Here is a 16,492-nt window from a genome sequence, read left to right on the forward strand (position 1 = left end):
GGAATTCGATGGCTAAAGTATTAGTTTTGTATTATTCGAGTTACGGCCATGTAGAGGCAATGGCCGAAGAGGTGGCCAGAGGCGCTTCTGAAGTAGATGGCGTGATGGCTACGCTAAAACGCGTACCGGAAACCATGCCTGAAGATATTGCTAAAAAGGCAGGAGTTAAACTCAACCAAAAGGCAGAAATTGCACTGCCTAAAGAGCTTGCTGATTATGATGCGATTATTTTCGGAACCCCAACCCGGTTTGGTAATATGGCAGCGCAGATGCGGAATTTTCTTGATCAAACAGGAGGGATGTGGGTTAACGGTGAATTAATTGGCAAAATAGGTAGTGTTTTTTGCTCCACGGGAACTGGAGGAGGCAACGAGTCGACAATCCTTTCCTTTTGGAATACGTTAATTCATCATGGAATGATTCTAATTGGAGTTCCATACGCTGAGAAAGGATTAACCAATGTCACCGAATTGCACGGTGGTTCACCTTACGGGGCTGGTACCGTTGCTGGTCCAGATGGTAGCCGCATGCCAAGTGATCTTGAACGGCAAATTGCGCGTTACCAAGGTAAGCATGTGGCAGAACTAGCAAAGCGTCTGTTTGGGTAGTCTGGCTTCTTACGCATTGAAATCGCAGCTGTCGTGGTTAGCGATTTCAGCGTTTCTTTATGCTTCTTGTCCAGGACTTCCTGCACACAAAAAGACATGCCTTGGATAAGGGGATAATGTAGGCAAAAAATAATCTTTTTGTATTTTTTGTAAACATTTTGTTGTTTGCTTGATACTTTAAATCATGTATAATTAAATTTTTTCCCCTTATATCTAAGTATTCAATAATTAAGCACTTGATTAGAATTGCTCGTACTTAAGGATACGATGAGATCGATGTAAGTTAAAGTTGGAGTAGATCGACGCGATGGCAATTACTTTCTTAATTTATGGAATAGTGATCCTAAGTTTAATCTGTGTTGTGGCTATGTTTTATCGTCTTCGACAACAGCCATCTGTGCATTTATCTTTTTTAGATTACGTCAAACTTGGTTTAAGTGGAATTCTGGCTTTTATAGCAGATACCTTAGGGATAGGAAGTTTTGCAGTAAATATTGCCTTAGCAAAACTACTTAATACTTTTCCTGATGATGAGCTACCGGCTGTCAATAATGGAGCGCAGGTTATTCCAGGTGCTTTTGAGTCTTTTTTTTTCATGCAATTAATCGATGTGGATTTAGTTACTTTAATTACCCTGGTGGCGGGAACCTGCTTAGGCGGTTTAATCGGCGGGACTGTTGTTAGTCGTTTAAGTAAACAAGCGATTCGGTTGGCAATGATGTGTTGTTTCGCTGTGATTATCGTGTTGTTGGTTTGTCATCAGTTGCGCTTGATGCCTGTTGGCGGTGACTTGGTGGAATTGCATTCTTGGAAACTTGTCGTCGGCTTTTTGGCAATGATCGTATGTGGTGCCTTAACTTCTGTGGGAATCGGTTTGTTCGTGATGGTGCAAGCTGTCCTATTCCTCATGAACGTATCACCTGTGGTTGCTTTTCCTATTATGACCACTGCTGGCGCTATGCAGCAGCCTCTGACTACTTTGGTTTTTGTGCAACAAAATAAAATCCCACTGAAAAAAACCCTAATTTTGAGCATCGCTGGTTGCATCGGTGTTTTCATAACCTTGCCTCTTTTTATACACATCACTGTGACTTGGTTGCATTCTTTATTACTTTGTATTTTGGTTTACAATCTCTTCGCTATCAGCCGGACTTATTTGCGTAACCGATCAAAGGGTTATGGACAAGCGCCTATTCCATCGCTCGCCACTGCTGATTAGCCCGCCAGTTTTTTATATTTTCTCACCTGCCATCTCGGCAAAATGCTAAAATAAAAAAATACTGTATTTTTTTGCCTAAGTTGAGCTAATGTAGGCAATTTTTTAAGGCTAATAAATGGAAGAGTTAAAAAGTAAATCACAAAAAAAACGTGATGCAGATGCTCTACAAAAAGTAGGTGTTAAGCTGATTGAGTTAAGTTTGGCAAAACTGGATACCTTGCCTTTATCGCCCAATTTGCGGCAAGCAATTATTGAGGCAAAATCCATTAAAAGTCATGGGGCAATAAGACGACAGGCTCAGCTTATAGGTAAATTAATGCGCGCTGCGGATAGTGAAGCGATTTTAGAGGCATATGAGGCTATTTTAGCTGAGGATCGTGCGCAAACCGTTGTTTTTCATGAGGTAGAACAGTGGCGCGACAAACTCATTAACGGAGGAAAAGAAGCTCTCACAGAATTTATTGCCGAATATCAACCAAATGACATCCAGCAGCTTCGCCAACTTATAAAAAAGGCAGTGGACGAACAAAGCAGCGGCAAACACACAGGGGCAGCTAAAGCGCTGTTTCGCTATGTGAGGGCTTGTTTATCATGAAACACTCTCTTTTTATCAGTTGCCCTAAGGGACTGGAATATCTTTTAGAAGAAGAAATGAGGACATTAGGGCTGCATGTGACTCGTGTTAGCCCACAAGGTGTTTATGGCGAGGCAGAGCTGGCAATTATCTATCATCTTTGCTTATGGACACGATTGGCAAACCGTATTCAACTCATTTTGTTTAGCGGGGAGGCTCACAATGAGCAAACGCTTTATAAATTATGTAATCAATTTCCTTGGCAGACAGTCTTTACTGCTGACAAAACCTTAGCCATAGAATTTCATGGATCATCGACTCATATTCGTAATTCGATGTTTGGTGCCCAGGTGGTAAAAGATGGCATTGTGGATCATTTCCGTCAATTTAAAGGTACTCGGCCAACGGTTGATCGGGGAAAGCCAGAAATTCGGTTACATGCCTATTTAAAAGATGACTCTCTGACAGTGAGTTTAGATTTGACGGGTTATAGCCTGCATCAACGCGGCTATCGTACCCAGGCTGGGGAGGCACCATTAAAGGAAAATATCGCAGCAGCCATGTTATTGCGTGCAAAGTGGCCACAGCTTTCAGCAGCAGGCTATGCTTTGCATGATCCTTTCTGTGGTGCTGGAACATTAGTGATTGAAGCGGCAATGATGGCAGCTCACATTGCCCCAGGATTATTGCGCCATGACCAAGCCCTTGTTCACTGGGCGCAACATCAATCCTCTCTATGGGAAAAGATCAGGGCTCACGCCCTAGAACAGGTAAAACCGACCCCAGTGAAATTGCGCGGAACAGACAATAATCCACAGCTGATTAAAATTGCACAAGCAAATGCCGAACGCGCTGGTGTATTGCCTTTAGTCGAATTTTCAGCTTTATCCGTTAAAGATTGCCGGCCAACCCACAATAAGGGGCTCGTTATTTGCAATCCGCCTTATGGAGAGCGTTTAGGTGATGCGACTCAACTCGTACCAATTTATCAGCAACTAGGAAGTACGCTGCATTCACACTATCAAGGCTGGCAAGCAGCTGTCTTAACTTCTAATACCATGCTTGCTAAAGCGCTCGGTCTACGTGCAGGCAAACAATATACCTTATTTAACGGTGCACTGGAGTGTAAGTTATATTGCCTTGATCTCAGTGCTGAGAATCAATTAAAAGGTAAAGAAGCAGGGTCGTTATCTCCCGGTGCGCAAATGCTGGCTAATCGTCTGCGAAAAAACGCGAATCACTTACAAAAATGGGTGAAGAAAAATCAAATTAGCTGTTACCGAGTTTATGATGCGGATCTTCCTGAATATGCGTTTGCGATTGATATTTATAACGATTATGCGGTTTTACAAGAATATGCGCCACCGGCGAATATTCCATCCCATAAAGCTGAAAAACGAAGTTTAGATGTGATTCAAGCTGTACCCGATGCCTTAGGAATTTCGCCTGATAAACTGGTGGTTAAGCAACGAAAACAGCAAAAAGGCAGCAACCAATATCAAAAAATGAAGCACACTCAACACACCATGACAGTCGTTGAAAGCCGGGCAAAATTAAAAGTGAATTTGTATGATTATTTGGACACAGGCTTATTTTTGGATCACAGGCTAATGCGGATGCGCTTTTCCCAGCTAACGCCCGGCACTCGTTTTCTTAATTGCTTTTGTTATACGGCTACAGCCAGTGTTCATGCCGCCTTGGCTGGAGCAATCACTACCAATGTGGATTTATCAAAAACTTATTTAAGTTGGGCAGAAGAGAATTTCAAGCTTAATCATCTTGACGTATCTCGGCATCAATTTATTCATTTTGATTGTGTGGAGTGGCTAAAAATAACGAGAGACCGGTTCGATGTCATTTTCTTAGATCCTCCGACCTTTTCAAATTCAAAACGGATGACCCAAACTTTGGATGTGCAGCGTGATCATATCTCTTTAATTGATTTAGCGATGCGGATATTAAATCCAGAAGGCATTTTATATTTCTCGACTAATTTGAGACAGTTTAAACTATCACCACTGGTCAACGAAAAATACAAAGTAAGGGATATCACTGCTGAAACAATTGACTCGGATTTTAAAAGAAGCAAGCGAATCCATCATTGCTTTATGATAACAGCGTGACCGTTGCACCAAAACCAACATGGGCTATCTATTATAGATAGCAGTGAGGGAGCGGATATCAAAGCACTTGTTGCTTTGTCCGCTCACGATCTTAAGTTTGCTGTGGCTTCGTCTATTAAAGCTTATCCTCTGTTTCTGTTCCTTCTGACTTTAGAGATTCGCTTGTTTCTAGTTGCCCAGGCGCACCATGGATTTGTACTTTTAAATCTTGCATACGGCCACTTAGGAAAAAGAGTTCTGCTGTTAAAAACATGGGTGCAATCAGCGCTTGCCAGATATTGTCCATCAACGCTGGACGATTGCCTTCAATGAAATGCCCTATTAATTGCAACGCCCAGCCCAATATAAAAGTCACAATAAAAATCCATAGTGCTGAACTCGTGGGCCCAGAATAGCTAACAAGATTTGCCACCCAAAGCAGGATAATGAATACACCGGTAAGCACTAAGGCTAAACGCCAATTAAGATAATAGTAATAGACGAGTAATACTAGGGTTGCAATACCGGCTATAGTGACATCCAATACCCCTGGAATAACCAAATGTAGAAAACCCAAAAGAACCATTAAAGAAAAAATGATCAAAGGCACACCAATAAAATGGGTGTAACGTGTAATTGAATTTTGATGGTATGTTCCATAAAGCCTTGCTTGCTCGATAAAAGAGTTCATTTTAGTCATCCTAAAAAGGTTCATTTAAAAAGTAGCATACATTTTATTAAATTAAAAAGCAGTCGCGTTATTCATTTAATTAGGCGTTCTAATCCAAACCAAGTAGCCATTCCTGCTAGGGTCATGAGCACTGAGCCAGTAAGATGAAGCGCAATTTCCGCAACAAACATGCCATAACGTGCTTCCTGTAATAAAGCTACAATCTCTGCAGAAAAGGTGGAGAATGTTGTCAATCCGCCGCAAAAACCAGTAATGATGAATAAGCGCCATTCAGAATTTAGGCTAGGCAGGAATGTAAAAAAGGCGATTGCTAAACCAATAATATATCCGCCCAGCAGGTTTGCAGCCAGGGTTCCTAGGGGGATTGCCGGGAATAAACTATTCAGTTTTAATCCTAGAAACCAGCGAAGTATAGCCCCCAAAGCAGCGCCTAGCGCGATAGCAAGGAGAGATTTCCACATGATGACCCCAAATGGCTAAAGCCTAGCGTTTGCAATATCTTGAGTATAGAAGTTATAACTTATTGAACCAATAAACAATATCGATCTTCTAATTCTCCCCATTACAAATTGATAATTCATGGTGCACAAAGCTCAGTCTTGATTCTTATTGTATAAATTGTTATCATTCCGTGCCTTTAATTTTTAGGACCAACCGATGGATTACTTCAAATTTTTGTTTTTCGGAATAGCCTTTTTTTTAATCAATCCGATTCTAGCAGCCGAGAATCTAAGTTTGAGAGAAAAAATTGGTCAAATGTTAATTATTGGATTTGAAGGGAAGCAAATAGACAATAACTCACCCATTATTAAAGCAGTGAATGAAGATAACATTGGTGGTGTCATTTTATTTGATTATAACTACCGCACACAACATTTTGATAAGAATATCGAAAGCCCTGAGCAAGTAAGAAAATTAAACCACGATTTACAAGAAGCGAATAGGCTTGCAAACCGGCTCCACCATCGTCCGCAGCTACCCCTTCTAATCTCCGTTGACTATGAGGGTGGCGCGGTTAACCGTTTAAAAACTGAGTATGGTTTCCCTGAAACCTATTCTGCGGCACAAATTAGTAAGTTGGGCGTCGATGAAGCTGAGCGATTAGCCGATAGAATGGGTAAAACCCTGGAAGACGCTGGGTTTAATTTAAATTTTGCGCCTGATCTTGATGTCAATGTTAATCCAGAAAATCCAATAATCGGAAAACTCGATCGTAGTTTTTCCGCTGATCCGCATGAAGTAGCGAGTTTTTCTAGCATTTATTCGCGAAATTTTCTCCAACATAAAACACAATGTGCTTTTAAACATTTCCCTGGCCATGGCAGCTCGAATGCTGATTCACACCGCGATTTTGTGGATGTGACTAATAGCTGGCAGGAATATGAATTAGATCCATACCAATTACTTTTGGGAGCAAAGGATAGCTGCAAAATGATAATGACAGCTCATATTGTCAACCACCGCCTCGATGAGTCAGGTTTGCCTGCTACCTTGTCCCATAAAATATTAACAGGGCTTTTGCGGCAGCAATTGAAATTTGACGGTGTGATCATTACTGATGACATGCAAATGAAGGCAATCAGTGACCATTACGGTTTAGAACAGGCGCTGACTTTAGCAGTAAATGCGGGTGCTGATATGTTCATTTTCGGTAACCAATTATCTGAGAAGCCTCAGCACCCTAAAGAACTGATTGATATTATTGAAGCCAAAGTAAAAAAGGGGGAAATCAGTCCAAGTCGAATCGATGATGCTTATCAGCATATTAAAGCGTTTAAGAGCTCCTTGCGGTCATCAGCCCAGTAGAGATAAAGCCTGCGCGGGAAACAACAATCCAGTTTTTGATGGAAGAATAGATAATACCGCGCTAAATGCGCGGTATTATCGGGAGAGTTAGCTACCACATGCTCTGCTTCTGCACGTTTCAGCAATTTCATCTAGCGCGTCGAGGGCACGTTTGTTGACTTTCTCATTTTCTTTTTGACCCGTAGCCGCAGCAAAAAAGAAGAATCTTGGTGCAGATGAAGTGGCAAAAGATTCATCGGAAAAAAGCCTGTCATCAATGTTAGGTTGGTGGCCAGCATCAGTATTTAATAGATTATTAAACTGGGCCAATGCTGTCTCTTCCTGCATTTGCCTTACCCTTTGCTGCACCTCTATGGCTCTTGCCCATATTCCCCATGTCTGCAAAGGATGTCTTACCAAGCTCCAATCAGCATTTTCTGGAACAAATCCGAGTAACATAAATGTTGTGAAATCACTTAATTTTTGTTGTTGTTTTAAGAAACAATAAGAAGGATGATTGTTCACTAATCGTAAAAATAATTCCCTTGGTGTTAAAGTGGGTTTATCTTTCTTCATTTCCTCTTCAAAGAGGCTTCTGATCAAATTAACCCGTTCTAATTGCGCCCCCACCGCTGCAGGTGAAAAGAGTTTCTTTTGTCGATGGTACTCGAGTAAACGGTCAGGGTCTAAGTTAGCAAGCGTTTTATAAATCATTTCTTTTGAAAAGGGGACTTCTGCTTGCGGTAACCCTGCTAGCCATAAGCGAATTGGGAATACATTTTCAATCGGTCTCTCAGGATTTCCTGTAAATTTACTGCCGTTCATCATTGGGATAGACTTGGTGATATTGTAGTTATCTTCCGGCATGATGCGCTCATGGTCAATACTGTGTATTTTTTGTTTTGTTGTTCCGCGAGGACCCTCTACTGTTGTAAAAAGGGTATTTCCAGGGTTACAGTCTTGAGAACCGAGAATAATTTGCAACAAGAAATTGTCTTGGAATGAATCCAAATCAATCTGTTCTATAGTCTGTCTGGCTCTCTCAAAGCGTACACGCCCTGATTCTCCTCCAAGAAATGAGAGTAACGCAGGCTGAGCAGGACCACCTGCACTGAATAAATCTTCATAGACTTTAAGGCCATCTGTTGCCTCTGGAACTTTTTCCTGCATATAAAGAAGCTTGAGTTCTCTTCCTTCTTTAGCTTGTATTCTTTTGTAGGCAGCCATTTTCATATTAAGGATAAATTTTGCGACTGCATTTTGAACCCCAGGTGTATTTTTTATTGGGGTATGAGCTTCATTTTCCTCCGTCCTGGCTCTGTTTTCTTCATCTATAAAGTGTGCAACAGACTGTTTTGATGTCATAAGGGTTTCACTTGGTACCTGTCCTTGCAATTCGAGCTCCTCAGGCTTTCTTGTAACCGTGTTAGCAGGAATCAAGTCTCTAAAGCCCATCAGTTCAGCCATTTCCCGTGCTGAAACTTCAGAAAGCGCATCTATGGCAGCGGTTTCCTTTAGGAATATCTCTCCTGTCCCACCGCGTACCTTGTAAGAGGGGTTACGATTATGACCTGTTTTTTCATTTGGGGTTACTGTCAGTTCTTCATCGGTATCCACAGTAAAAGGACGTTCCACTTGTTTTGCGTTTTTAAGTGGGTTTTTAACCTGCGGAAATGTGAGTAATTCTCCTGCTAATAATTGAGGAGGGCATACAACACGTCTATTTAAATAAAGATCAACTTGGTCGTTGAATAATTGATTTTCTTCTGAAATCGGTTCCCTTTTTAAGGCTTCTAATTTTTGGTTTTGCCTGTTATAGAAAAAGTCAGATAATTTTGTAAATAGGTAAGTCACCGAGGCAACTACAAGAGCAGGGGCTATAATCAATCCTGCCATTCCCCAAACCGGAAGTGATATCATAGGGAAGGCGAAACTAAAAGCAACTAGGAGGAGTAGGCCGAAAATCAATGCCCCGCCAAACATGCGCGAATAATTCCGGTTATTTAACGTGTACCAAAAATGCCAAAAACGATTATAAGAGAACATAAGATTTTTCCTTTGATTAAAATTAATATGAGTAGAGCGAGTTGTTAGAAGGAATTTAAAGCGCGTTTTTATCATAAATTGATCAAAAAGGCGAGCATTAAGTTAAATTTTGGAGCAAAAAAAATCAAAAAGAACCAGCTTAAAACAACAATTCGACAGCAGATCCCCTAGACTTTGGAAAAGGGCCTATTTCTTACGGAAATTTTTTAAACTCTATAATTGTGCTAGTAATCAACTTCAAAATAGCGCGGATCATAGCGATAACAGTACCATAGAAATGTTTTGTTGTTTTGCACGATGTTGATCCGCAATAAATCGAGAGGCTTAAGTTGTGGTTGTTGACTGAGAAAACAAACCCTATTATCACCACTAATGTCAACAAAGTGATAATTATGGCTTGGTACATAAGTACTCGGGAAAGTGTAATAATCTGCCTCGGGCATTAAAATGACGGGCCTTCCGGTAAGAATAATCTTATCCGCAAAGCTTGTAAGGCTTACTGTCATTAAAACAAGCAGGATTAGTTTACCTACAATTCCTTTCATTGCACGCTCCAATCGCCTTTGTTTCTAAAATTATAGACACTCAACCAACTGCTGTAGCACATTCGAGTTGATTATGGCGAAAACAAGAGACAAGGTGGTCATTAACCATGCCCACTGACTGCATGAATGCGTAACAAGTGGTTGGCCCCATAAAAATAAAACCATCTTTTTTTAATTGTTTAGCCATGGCAGTGGATTCGGTTGTAATCGCAGGAATTTCACTTAGCGTTTTGCGCTGGTTTTGGAGAACCTCTCCCCCGGTGAATTGCCAAAAGTAATCCACGATGTCTTCTTGCTCAGCGATACGTAAAAAGCTTTGTGCATTCGTTTTGACTGATTTTATTTTTAGACGGTTGCGGATGATCGAGTCATTGCTTAATAAAATTTGAATCTCTTCATCGGTTAATCGAGCTAATTTTTCTGGGGAAAAATTCAAAAAAGCGTGGCGCATCGCTTCTCGTTTTCTAAGAACAGTCAGCCAACTTAAGCCGGCTTGCATGCTTTCTAACACAACCATTTCAAATAATTTGTGAGGGCTTCTAACAGGAACTCCCCACTCTTCATCATGATAGGCGGTATAAAGAGGATCTTTAGTACACCACGCACATCGTTGCATAAAAATTAAATTCCTCAGCTAAGGATCTGTCTTTCGACAGATCAGATCAGTGAATTAATGTATTTGATGGAAGAATCGTTTAATCTTAAGCGGAGCACTTCCTACATCGGTGTAGACTGCGACAGCGGCAAGTCCCCCATCAATCTCATAGTCACAAAACCAATAGTCTTCGACATGGAGAGGAATGGGATTACCTGTTAAGGTAGGGAGATACTTATTACCTTCAGCAACCGCCTCAGTCTTAGTATTGGATGCGAAAAGACCTACAGCAAAGAACCATGAATAATCAGACCCATATTCGCTCACATTATAAGCGTAATAAACTTTGGGAAACAGCTCCATTGCCGTTGACAAGCCCTCTGCTTTAATTGCGCTAACACTTGGACAAGTTTCAGGTCCTGCAAAAGAAGAACAAGCAAGGGTTAAAGCACCTATCAGGGTGAATAATCTGGACGTTAATGTCATGTAAATCGCTCCTTTGATTGAATAAAATTCTCGCCAGACTAGCAACGCCGATTATTTTGTGCAAGAGGTTGGCCTAGAAAAAATCGAAACGCAATTTACCGGCTACATAAAGCACATTCCCCGAGCGGGAGTTGCCAGGAATGTAGGTGGCTGCGATGGATACTTTGTTTATATTCAAGGATACCCAAGGAACAGCACCCGGAAATGGGCGTCCATGAAATATATCTGGGCGAGCAGTTACTAAAACGGCATAACCTACTCCAAAATTAGCCTGTGTGCTTAGGTGCACTACTTTGAGAAACGCATAGCCTGCTGCAGGCTCAATATTTTTATGAGAATCTAAAAAAGCGATAGCAAAAAGCCCGTGCCAATTACCACGCTCGTCATACAACCCTTTACCTAAACCTCCACCCCAGGCTTGCTCATTGTATTTCCTTATTCGTGTTTTCGGATAGATGAAGCGGTTATGCCAAGCGTAACCGCTGAGATAAAGCTCATTACTCCCTTCTGTCCAAATTTGGTTTAAGCGGCGACAAGCTGGTTGCATCCAAGCTGGCCAATCGGAGCAGACTTTTGGGTCTTGAGCGATAGCAGTGTCTAACAAAATTATTAGTAGAAAGCCTAGCGCTTTTTTCATTCGATCCCTGGGATAGCTGGGTTTCTATTCGATTTTCATGCTTAGTTTAGATACTTCATTGCAAAATTTGGCTTTTATTTTGCAAGGCATATATTAAATTTAATATTCATTCTGGGGATACTAGCATGGACTTGTTTCGCAAAAAAGCAGTTAATGATTCCCTCGATACTGAAACTGGTTTAGCGCATTGTTTATCTGCATTCGACTTGGTTTTTCTAGGAGTTGGTGCAATTATTGGTGCCGGTATTTTCGTATTAACAGGAATTGTAGCCGCAACGCAAGCAGGTCCTGCGATTATTATATCCTATGTTATTGCAGGGTTTGCTTGTGCTTTTGCTGCTTTATCCTATGCAGAATTGGCTGCAAGTGTCGGTGGTTGCGGCAGCGCCTATGGTTATGCGTATACTGGTTTTGGTGAATTGATAGCTTGGATAGTAGGCTGGGATTTATTGCTTGAATACTCGATCTCAGTTTCCGCAGTTTCAGTGGGTTGGAGCGGTTACTTCAATGATTTTTTACATGCAACAAGGCTGGTAAACTTACATCCGGATTTGATTCATGGGCTGGGTGATGGCGGTGTTTTTAATTTCTCTGCTTTTTTCATCATTATCTTTTTAGCGATGCTGCTTATTTATGGTGTTAAATCGAGCTCACGCTTTAATAATTTCATCGTGCTCATAAAATTGATCGTTATTTTTATCTTTATTGGTATTGCTGTGACACAAGTCAAAGAACAATATTGGTCTCCTTTTATGCCTTTTGGCTGGAAGGGGGTGATAGAAGGAGCGTCGTTAATCTTTTTTGCTTACATTGGATTTGATGCAGTCTCGACTGCTGCCGAAGAAGCAATCAAGCCACAACGCGATGTGCCGATCGGTATTATTGGCTCCTTGGTTATTTGTACCCTGTTATACATCGTCGTCTCTGGACTACTTACAGGAGTAGTCCCTTATTACACATTAAACCAATCCTCCCCGATTTCTCATGTTCTACTCACGTTGGGTTATAAAATAGCTGCTGCCTTAGTTGGTGTAGGGGCAATAGCTGGGTTAACGACTGTAATGCTCGTCTTGTTTTATGGATTAAGCCGGATTTTTTTAGCCATGGCTCGCGACGGTTTGCTGCCTGAGTTTTTCTCCGTTGTTAATCCCCATACAAAAACACCCATTCGAATCATAGTGATCAGCGGGTTGGTCATGGCATTATTATCGGCGTTAATCCCAATGCATGATTTAGCTGAGCTGGTGAATATTGGGACTCTTTTTGCTTTTATCACTGTTTGTACTGGTGTAATCATCCTACGTTATACTCATCCCGAATTGCCGCGGCCTTTTAAAACACCGTTAATGCCAGTGATACCCATTTTGGGTATCTTAAGTTGTGCCTATTTAATTTTTCATCTACCATGGGTTACGATGTTACGCTTTGTCATTTGGATGGTAGCAGGCTTGCTCATCTATTGGTTCTATGGCCGCTTTAATAGTAAATTGAATAAAAAAGATCAAAAAGGTGCATAAACAGACTGGAATTGTGGAGTTGCTTAGGCAACTCATTAAAACACATGAGGAAGAAACCTCAGTAACTTATGGTGAATTAGTAAAATCAATCGGGGTTCAGGCCTACGGTCTTATTATTATCCTCTTTGCTTTACCCAGTGCCTTACCTATCTCGGTGGTGCCTGGCTTTTCTTTTATTTTTGGTTTACCCATTGTCTTTATTGCGCTTCACATCATCGCTGCAAAACCTAGCTTGTGGTTGCCCACAGCACTTGCAAATCGTACTGTTGAGACAAACCAGCTCAAAAAGGTAATCAACAAAACTTTACCTTACTTATCATCAATAGAACACTTGTTAAAACCGCGTTGGTCTTTTTTTACTTCGCCTACAATGGAGCGTCTACATGGAATCGTTTTATTAGGACTAAGCTTCTTACTGCTGCTCCCTATCCCCTTCAGCAATTTTATTTTTGCTACTCTGATTATTTTATTTGGCCTAGGAATTTCTGAGAACGATGGCGTCGTGTTAGTTTTGGCTTACATTGGATCATTCATCTATGCTCTATTTTTAACGAGTTTGACTCGCGAACTGTTTCGATTGTTTGCGACCTAATTTATTTAGAAAAAAGTCATCATGATTGCCGCAGCGATGATGCCTGCAGCAGGCACGGTAAGTAACCAGGAAAGAAATATTCGCCGCAAAATTGGCCAATGAGCGCCATTAACTCCGTTTTGCAAGCCAACGCCTGCAATTGACCCAGTGACAGTATGGGTAGTTGACACGGGTATTCCGCATTCAGTCGCAGCAAAAATCATGATAGCCGCTCCAGTCTCAGCTGCACAGCCACGCATGGGGTTTAATTCTGTAATTTTATTGCCCATGGTATGTACAATTCGCCATCCCCCGGCTAGCGTGCCTAGGCTAATTACAATCTGGCAAGAGATAATAACCCAACAAGGCACATAAAAAGTATCTCCCAGGAAAGAGGATGAAAACAGTAAAACAGCAATGATTCCCATAGTTTTCTGTGCATCATTTCCTCCATGGGTGAGGCTTAATAAAGCGGAAGAAGCAAGTTGGAACCACCTAAATACTTTATCAACGGCTTGTTCAGAATATTTTTTTAAAAGAAGGGCGGTCAGAAAAGTCAGTAGAAATCCAAAGATTAAACCGACTGCAGGAGAAACAAAAATACCTATGGCTACCTTAATAAAGCCAGCGGGTTTAAGGGCGGTTATCCCGCCCTTTGCTATTGCAGCGCCTGCAAGCCCGCCAATTAAAGCATGTGATGAACTGGAAGGTAATCCATAGTACCAGGTAACCAGATTCCAAAAAATCGCGCCAATTAAGGCTGCAAGAATAAGCTGTGCATCGGTAATGGTCGTATCAATCAACCCATTGCCGATTGTTTTAGCGACCATTAAATTAAAAAACATAAAGGCAATTAAATTAAAAAAGGCTGCCCATAATACCGCCTGACGTGGAGTTAAGACGCGGGTAGTAACGATTGTCGCAATGGAATTTGCGGCATCATGAAAGCCATTGATAAAATCAAAAAAGAAGGCAATAAAGATGACGAAAACAACAAAGGAAGTGCTTGTCATGTTTGTGTCCTTACAAAGCTTAAAATTTACCTCACGTCAATTCGTCAACTAGCGGCAATTTTTCGCTGTAAAAAGCCCGCCTACATGCTAGTTTTTAGCATTTTGGTTTTTTTGGGGTATAATCTTTACTTGCCTGATTCGGGCTCCTTGGATATGTTCAATAGTAGCAGAAAAATCAGGAAAGCTAACTGTTTCTCCTTCCTTGGGTACAGAACCAAGTTTATGCAATATCAAACCAGCAATGGTGGTTGCTTCTTCTTCCTCATCCACGGATAAAGTCAACTCACGTTGTAAGGCACGTTCAAGGGCATATAAGGGGCAATCACCCTTAACAGTTAAACTGCCATCTTCATTTGCAACCCAGGCATCTTGGGTCTTATGAAACTCATCTTTAATGACTCCAATCACTAAATGTAATAAGTTATCTAAGGTTACAAAGCCAACAATAGCATTTTGTCGCCCATAAACCAAAGCAAAATGAGGCATCCCTTCTTGAAATTGGCGTAACAAAGTTAACACAGGTAGCCTGTAAGAGATTTTGGGCACAGGCCTTAATATTCCTTCGAGTGTAAGCTCATCATTTTCTTCAGTTTCAAGCAAGAGGGGTTGAAGATCTTTGACGTGCAAAATACCAATAATGTGTTTTTTGGTTTTATCGTATACAGGATAGCGACTGTAATGATAGCGGTTCAAGATTTCCATTAATGCCTTACTCGAAATACGATTATTGAGCATGACCATATCATCATAAGAACGCATAATATCGCTCACATTAAGATCAGTTAGCTCAAGAGCATGGGCAAGGATACTGCCTTCTTGTTGGGTTAACTCCCCATGTAGTTGGCTGGACCGTAAAATAAGCTTAATTTCTTCGCTCGAGTGGTATTGTTCTCCACGATGGATTACATCCAATCCTAAAGTCTTAAGTAAAAGGTTCGAACAGGAGTTAAGAAACCAGATAACAGGGTACATGAGCCAATAGAATAAATACAATGGGATTGCAGTCCACAGGGAGATTTGCTCACTTTGACGAATGGCCAATGATTTGGGCATTAATTCACCCACAACAATATGCAAGAAGGATATAAACGAAAACGCAACGACAACACTGGTGAACTCAATGAGCCCTGGTTTGGTTAGCCCTAGCCATGAGAAAATAGGGTTGAGCAAGCGGGCAAAGGCGGGTTCGCCAACCCATCCTAGACCTAAAGAAGCCAGGGTTATACCAAGTTGGCAAGCTGATAAATAGGCATCAAGGTTGTGATGTATTTTGGCCAAGATGTTCCCACGCCAACGGTATTTCCCTTTAATCGTAGCAACACGGGTATGACGCAATTTCACCATGCCGAATTCGGCAGCCACGAAAAAAGCGTTAAGCAAAACCAAAAGAATAGCTGCCAGGATGAGAAAGAAATTATTCATAAATGATAACTGGAGTGTGTCATTAGTTTAGACACCTTAGTCATTAGTTTCTTTATTGGCAAAGGAAGCTCGGCTGCACCAGCTTCTTTCGCTACGTCAGCATGGTGGGCTTCGTCTTCATGCATTTGCTCGAGAATCGCTTTTGATTTTTCATCTTGCGCAGGCAGTTTTTGTAAATGTTTTTGCAAGTGCTCAGTGACTTGTTTTTCGGTCTCGGCTACAAAACCTAGGCTCCAACGATCGCCCGCTATGCCTGCCAGCGAGCCAATAAAAAAAGAACCGAGATACCAAATTGGATTTAATAAACTAGGTTGACTGCCTAATTCGAGCAGGCGTTGCTCACACCAGGCTAAGTGGTCCACTTCTTCTGCTGCAGCTTTGTCCATTTGTGTTTTCACATGGGCAAGTTGTGCTGTTAGCGCCTGCCCTTGATATAACGCTTGAGCGCAGACTTCGCCTGCATGGTTTACGCGCATTAATCCGGCAACATGACGTCTTTCCTGGGAGTTTAAAGAAGTTTCAGGTATTTTTTCTGCGGGTGAATTTCGTTGGGTGGCTCGATGCGCAGGAGGGGCTAAGGTACGTAAAGCAGCATCAATTTCGCAAATGATATTTTCAAACAGAGTTAAACTGCGCATAGCGATCTCATGCTTAGGATGGTTAATATAAGGTTAGCTGATT

General features: G+C 41.4%; 17 protein-coding genes. 7 read left to right on the forward strand and 10 right to left on the reverse strand.

The genetic code is table 11. The annotated features are described in order from the left end of the window. The first annotated feature begins 8 nt into the window (after nt 1-8). The 4 genes from wrbA to rlmKL all read left to right on the forward strand — a co-directional run bounded on the left by wrbA (nt 9) and on the right by rlmKL (nt 4,524). The gene (gene wrbA / locus LMI_RS00065) at nt 9-608 is read left to right on the forward strand and encodes an NAD(P)H:quinone oxidoreductase (RefSeq protein ID WP_045097986.1); all 600 of its coding nucleotides are present in this window, start codon (nt 9-11) and stop codon (nt 606-608) included. A gap of 307 nt (nt 609-915) precedes the next feature. After that, nucleotides 916-1,827, forward strand: coding sequence for a sulfite exporter TauE/SafE family protein (locus tag LMI_RS00070; RefSeq protein ID WP_045097987.1), 912 nt, complete (start codon nt 916-918; stop codon nt 1,825-1,827). A gap of 115 nt (nt 1,828-1,942) precedes the next feature. After that, complete coding sequence (yjgA, locus tag LMI_RS00075; protein ID WP_045097988.1) at nt 1,943-2,422, forward strand: ribosome biogenesis factor YjgA; 480 nt, start codon at nt 1,943-1,945, stop codon at nt 2,420-2,422. Further along, nucleotides 2,419-4,524, forward strand: a complete 2,106-nt coding sequence (gene rlmKL, locus LMI_RS00080; protein ID WP_045097989.1) for a bifunctional 23S rRNA (guanine(2069)-N(7))-methyltransferase RlmK/23S rRNA (guanine(2445)-N(2))-methyltransferase RlmL — start codon at nt 2,419-2,421, stop codon at nt 4,522-4,524. Before yjgA ends, rlmKL begins: the two co-directional genes overlap by 4 nt. Nucleotides 4,525-4,639: 115 nt before the next feature. Here the strand turns inward: rlmKL and LMI_RS00085 are convergent, their stop codons facing one another. Both LMI_RS00085 and crcB read right to left on the reverse strand, forming a co-directional pair. After that, nucleotides 4,640-5,194 (reverse strand): Mpo1 family 2-hydroxy fatty acid dioxygenase, encoded by a 555-nt coding sequence (locus LMI_RS00085; protein WP_045097990.1) that lies wholly within the window; start codon nt 5,192-5,194, stop codon nt 4,640-4,642. 71 nt (nt 5,195-5,265) lie between these two features. Continuing rightward, a complete protein-coding gene (crcB, locus tag LMI_RS00090) occupies nt 5,266-5,655 on the reverse strand; it encodes a fluoride efflux transporter CrcB (protein ID WP_045097991.1) in 390 nt (129 codons plus the stop codon). Nucleotides 5,656-5,851: 196 nt separating this feature from the next. Here crcB and LMI_RS00095 point away from each other — a divergent pair, with 196 nt between their 5' ends. Next, complete coding sequence (locus LMI_RS00095; RefSeq protein WP_052679390.1) at nt 5,852-7,000, forward strand: glycoside hydrolase family 3 protein; 1,149 nt, start codon at nt 5,852-5,854, stop codon at nt 6,998-7,000. A gap of 87 nt (nt 7,001-7,087) precedes the next feature. Here the strand turns inward: LMI_RS00095 and LMI_RS00100 are convergent, their stop codons facing one another. The 5 genes from LMI_RS00100 to pagP form a co-directional block, all read right to left on the reverse strand. Then, complete coding sequence (locus LMI_RS00100) at nt 7,088-9,025, reverse strand: hypothetical protein (protein ID WP_045097992.1); 1,938 nt, start codon at nt 9,023-9,025, stop codon at nt 7,088-7,090. Between the two features lie 224 nt (nt 9,026-9,249). Next, nucleotides 9,250-9,570: a hypothetical protein gene (locus LMI_RS00105; RefSeq protein WP_045097993.1), complete on the reverse strand. Its 321-nt coding sequence runs from the start codon at nt 9,568-9,570 to the stop codon at nt 9,250-9,252. A 40-nt stretch (nt 9,571-9,610) separates the two neighbouring features. Beyond that, nucleotides 9,611-10,186 carry a DNA-3-methyladenine glycosylase I gene (locus LMI_RS00110; RefSeq protein WP_045097994.1) on the reverse strand — a complete coding sequence of 192 codons (576 nt, stop codon included), beginning with the start codon at nt 10,184-10,186 and terminating at the stop codon, nt 9,611-9,613. Between the two features lie 54 nt (nt 10,187-10,240). After that, nucleotides 10,241-10,651 carry a DUF4949 domain-containing protein gene (locus LMI_RS00115; protein WP_045097995.1) on the reverse strand — a complete coding sequence of 137 codons (411 nt, stop codon included), beginning with the start codon at nt 10,649-10,651 and terminating at the stop codon, nt 10,241-10,243. A gap of 73 nt (nt 10,652-10,724) precedes the next feature. Next, the gene (gene pagP / locus LMI_RS00120) at nt 10,725-11,288 is read right to left on the reverse strand and encodes a lipid IV(A) palmitoyltransferase PagP (RefSeq protein ID WP_045097996.1); all 564 of its coding nucleotides are present in this window, start codon (nt 11,286-11,288) and stop codon (nt 10,725-10,727) included. 125 nt (nt 11,289-11,413) lie between these two features. Here pagP and LMI_RS00125 point away from each other — a divergent pair, with 125 nt between their 5' ends. Together LMI_RS00125 and LMI_RS00130 are read left to right on the forward strand one after the other, a co-directional pair. Continuing rightward, entirely contained in the window at nt 11,414-12,805 is a 1,392-nt protein-coding gene (locus tag LMI_RS00125; RefSeq protein WP_045097997.1) for an amino acid permease, read from the forward strand. After that, nucleotides 12,798-13,397 (forward strand): exopolysaccharide biosynthesis protein, encoded by a 600-nt coding sequence (locus tag LMI_RS00130; protein ID WP_052679391.1) that lies wholly within the window; start codon nt 12,798-12,800, stop codon nt 13,395-13,397. Before LMI_RS00125 ends, LMI_RS00130 begins: the two co-directional genes overlap by 8 nt. A gap of 5 nt (nt 13,398-13,402) precedes the next feature. On the opposite strand, the gene LMI_RS00135 is transcribed toward LMI_RS00130, so the two are convergent. The 3 genes from LMI_RS00135 to coq7 form a co-directional block, all read right to left on the reverse strand. Further along, nucleotides 13,403-14,389 carry an inorganic phosphate transporter gene (locus tag LMI_RS00135; RefSeq protein ID WP_045097999.1) on the reverse strand — a complete coding sequence of 329 codons (987 nt, stop codon included), beginning with the start codon at nt 14,387-14,389 and terminating at the stop codon, nt 13,403-13,405. Between the two features lie 87 nt (nt 14,390-14,476). After that, a complete protein-coding gene (locus LMI_RS00140) occupies nt 14,477-15,811 on the reverse strand; it encodes a hemolysin family protein (RefSeq protein WP_045098000.1) in 1,335 nt (444 codons plus the stop codon). Further along, on the reverse strand, nt 15,808-16,449 hold the full coding sequence (gene coq7, locus LMI_RS00145; RefSeq protein WP_045098001.1) for a 2-polyprenyl-3-methyl-6-methoxy-1,4-benzoquinone monooxygenase: 642 nt from the start codon (nt 16,447-16,449) through the stop codon (nt 15,808-15,810). The genes LMI_RS00140 and coq7 overlap by 4 nt, the downstream gene beginning before the upstream one ends. Between the last annotated feature and the right edge of the window lie 43 nt (nt 16,450-16,492).

Origin of the sequence: Legionella micdadei, assembly GCF_000953635.1 — a bacterium.
Lineage (GTDB): Bacteria > Pseudomonadota > Gammaproteobacteria > Legionellales > Legionellaceae > Tatlockia > Tatlockia micdadei.

Excerpts from the sequence above, each read along its gene's own strand:
- LMI_RS00100 (WP_045097992.1), bottom strand. The coding sequence starts at position 9,025 with ATGTTCTCTTATAATCGTTTTTGGCATTTTTGGTACACGTTAAATAAC.
- LMI_RS00110 (WP_045097994.1), bottom strand. The coding sequence starts at position 10,186 with ATGCAACGATGTGCGTGGTGTACTAAAGATCCTCTTTATACCGCCTAT.
- pagP (WP_045097996.1), bottom strand. The coding sequence starts at position 11,288 with ATGAAAAAAGCGCTAGGCTTTCTACTAATAATTTTGTTAGACACTGCT.
- yjgA (WP_045097988.1), top strand. The coding sequence starts at position 1,943 with ATGGAAGAGTTAAAAAGTAAATCACAAAAAAAACGTGATGCAGATGCT.
- LMI_RS00125 (WP_045097997.1), top strand. The coding sequence starts at position 11,414 with ATGGACTTGTTTCGCAAAAAAGCAGTTAATGATTCCCTCGATACTGAA.
- LMI_RS00095 (WP_052679390.1), top strand. The coding sequence starts at position 5,852 with ATGGATTACTTCAAATTTTTGTTTTTCGGAATAGCCTTTTTTTTAATC.
- LMI_RS00140 (WP_045098000.1), bottom strand. The coding sequence starts at position 15,811 with ATGAATAATTTCTTTCTCATCCTGGCAGCTATTCTTTTGGTTTTGCTT.
- rlmKL (WP_045097989.1), top strand. The coding sequence starts at position 2,419 with ATGAAACACTCTCTTTTTATCAGTTGCCCTAAGGGACTGGAATATCTT.
- crcB (WP_045097991.1), bottom strand. The coding sequence starts at position 5,655 with ATGTGGAAATCTCTCCTTGCTATCGCGCTAGGCGCTGCTTTGGGGGCT.
- LMI_RS00085 (WP_045097990.1), bottom strand. The coding sequence starts at position 5,194 with ATGAACTCTTTTATCGAGCAAGCAAGGCTTTATGGAACATACCATCAA.
- LMI_RS00115 (WP_045097995.1), bottom strand. The coding sequence starts at position 10,651 with ATGACATTAACGTCCAGATTATTCACCCTGATAGGTGCTTTAACCCTT.
- LMI_RS00070 (WP_045097987.1), top strand. The coding sequence starts at position 916 with ATGGCAATTACTTTCTTAATTTATGGAATAGTGATCCTAAGTTTAATC.
- LMI_RS00105 (WP_045097993.1), bottom strand. The coding sequence starts at position 9,570 with ATGAAAGGAATTGTAGGTAAACTAATCCTGCTTGTTTTAATGACAGTA.
- wrbA (WP_045097986.1), top strand. The coding sequence starts at position 9 with ATGGCTAAAGTATTAGTTTTGTATTATTCGAGTTACGGCCATGTAGAG.
- coq7 (WP_045098001.1), bottom strand. The coding sequence starts at position 16,449 with ATGCGCAGTTTAACTCTGTTTGAAAATATCATTTGCGAAATTGATGCT.
- LMI_RS00135 (WP_045097999.1), bottom strand. The coding sequence starts at position 14,389 with ATGACAAGCACTTCCTTTGTTGTTTTCGTCATCTTTATTGCCTTCTTT.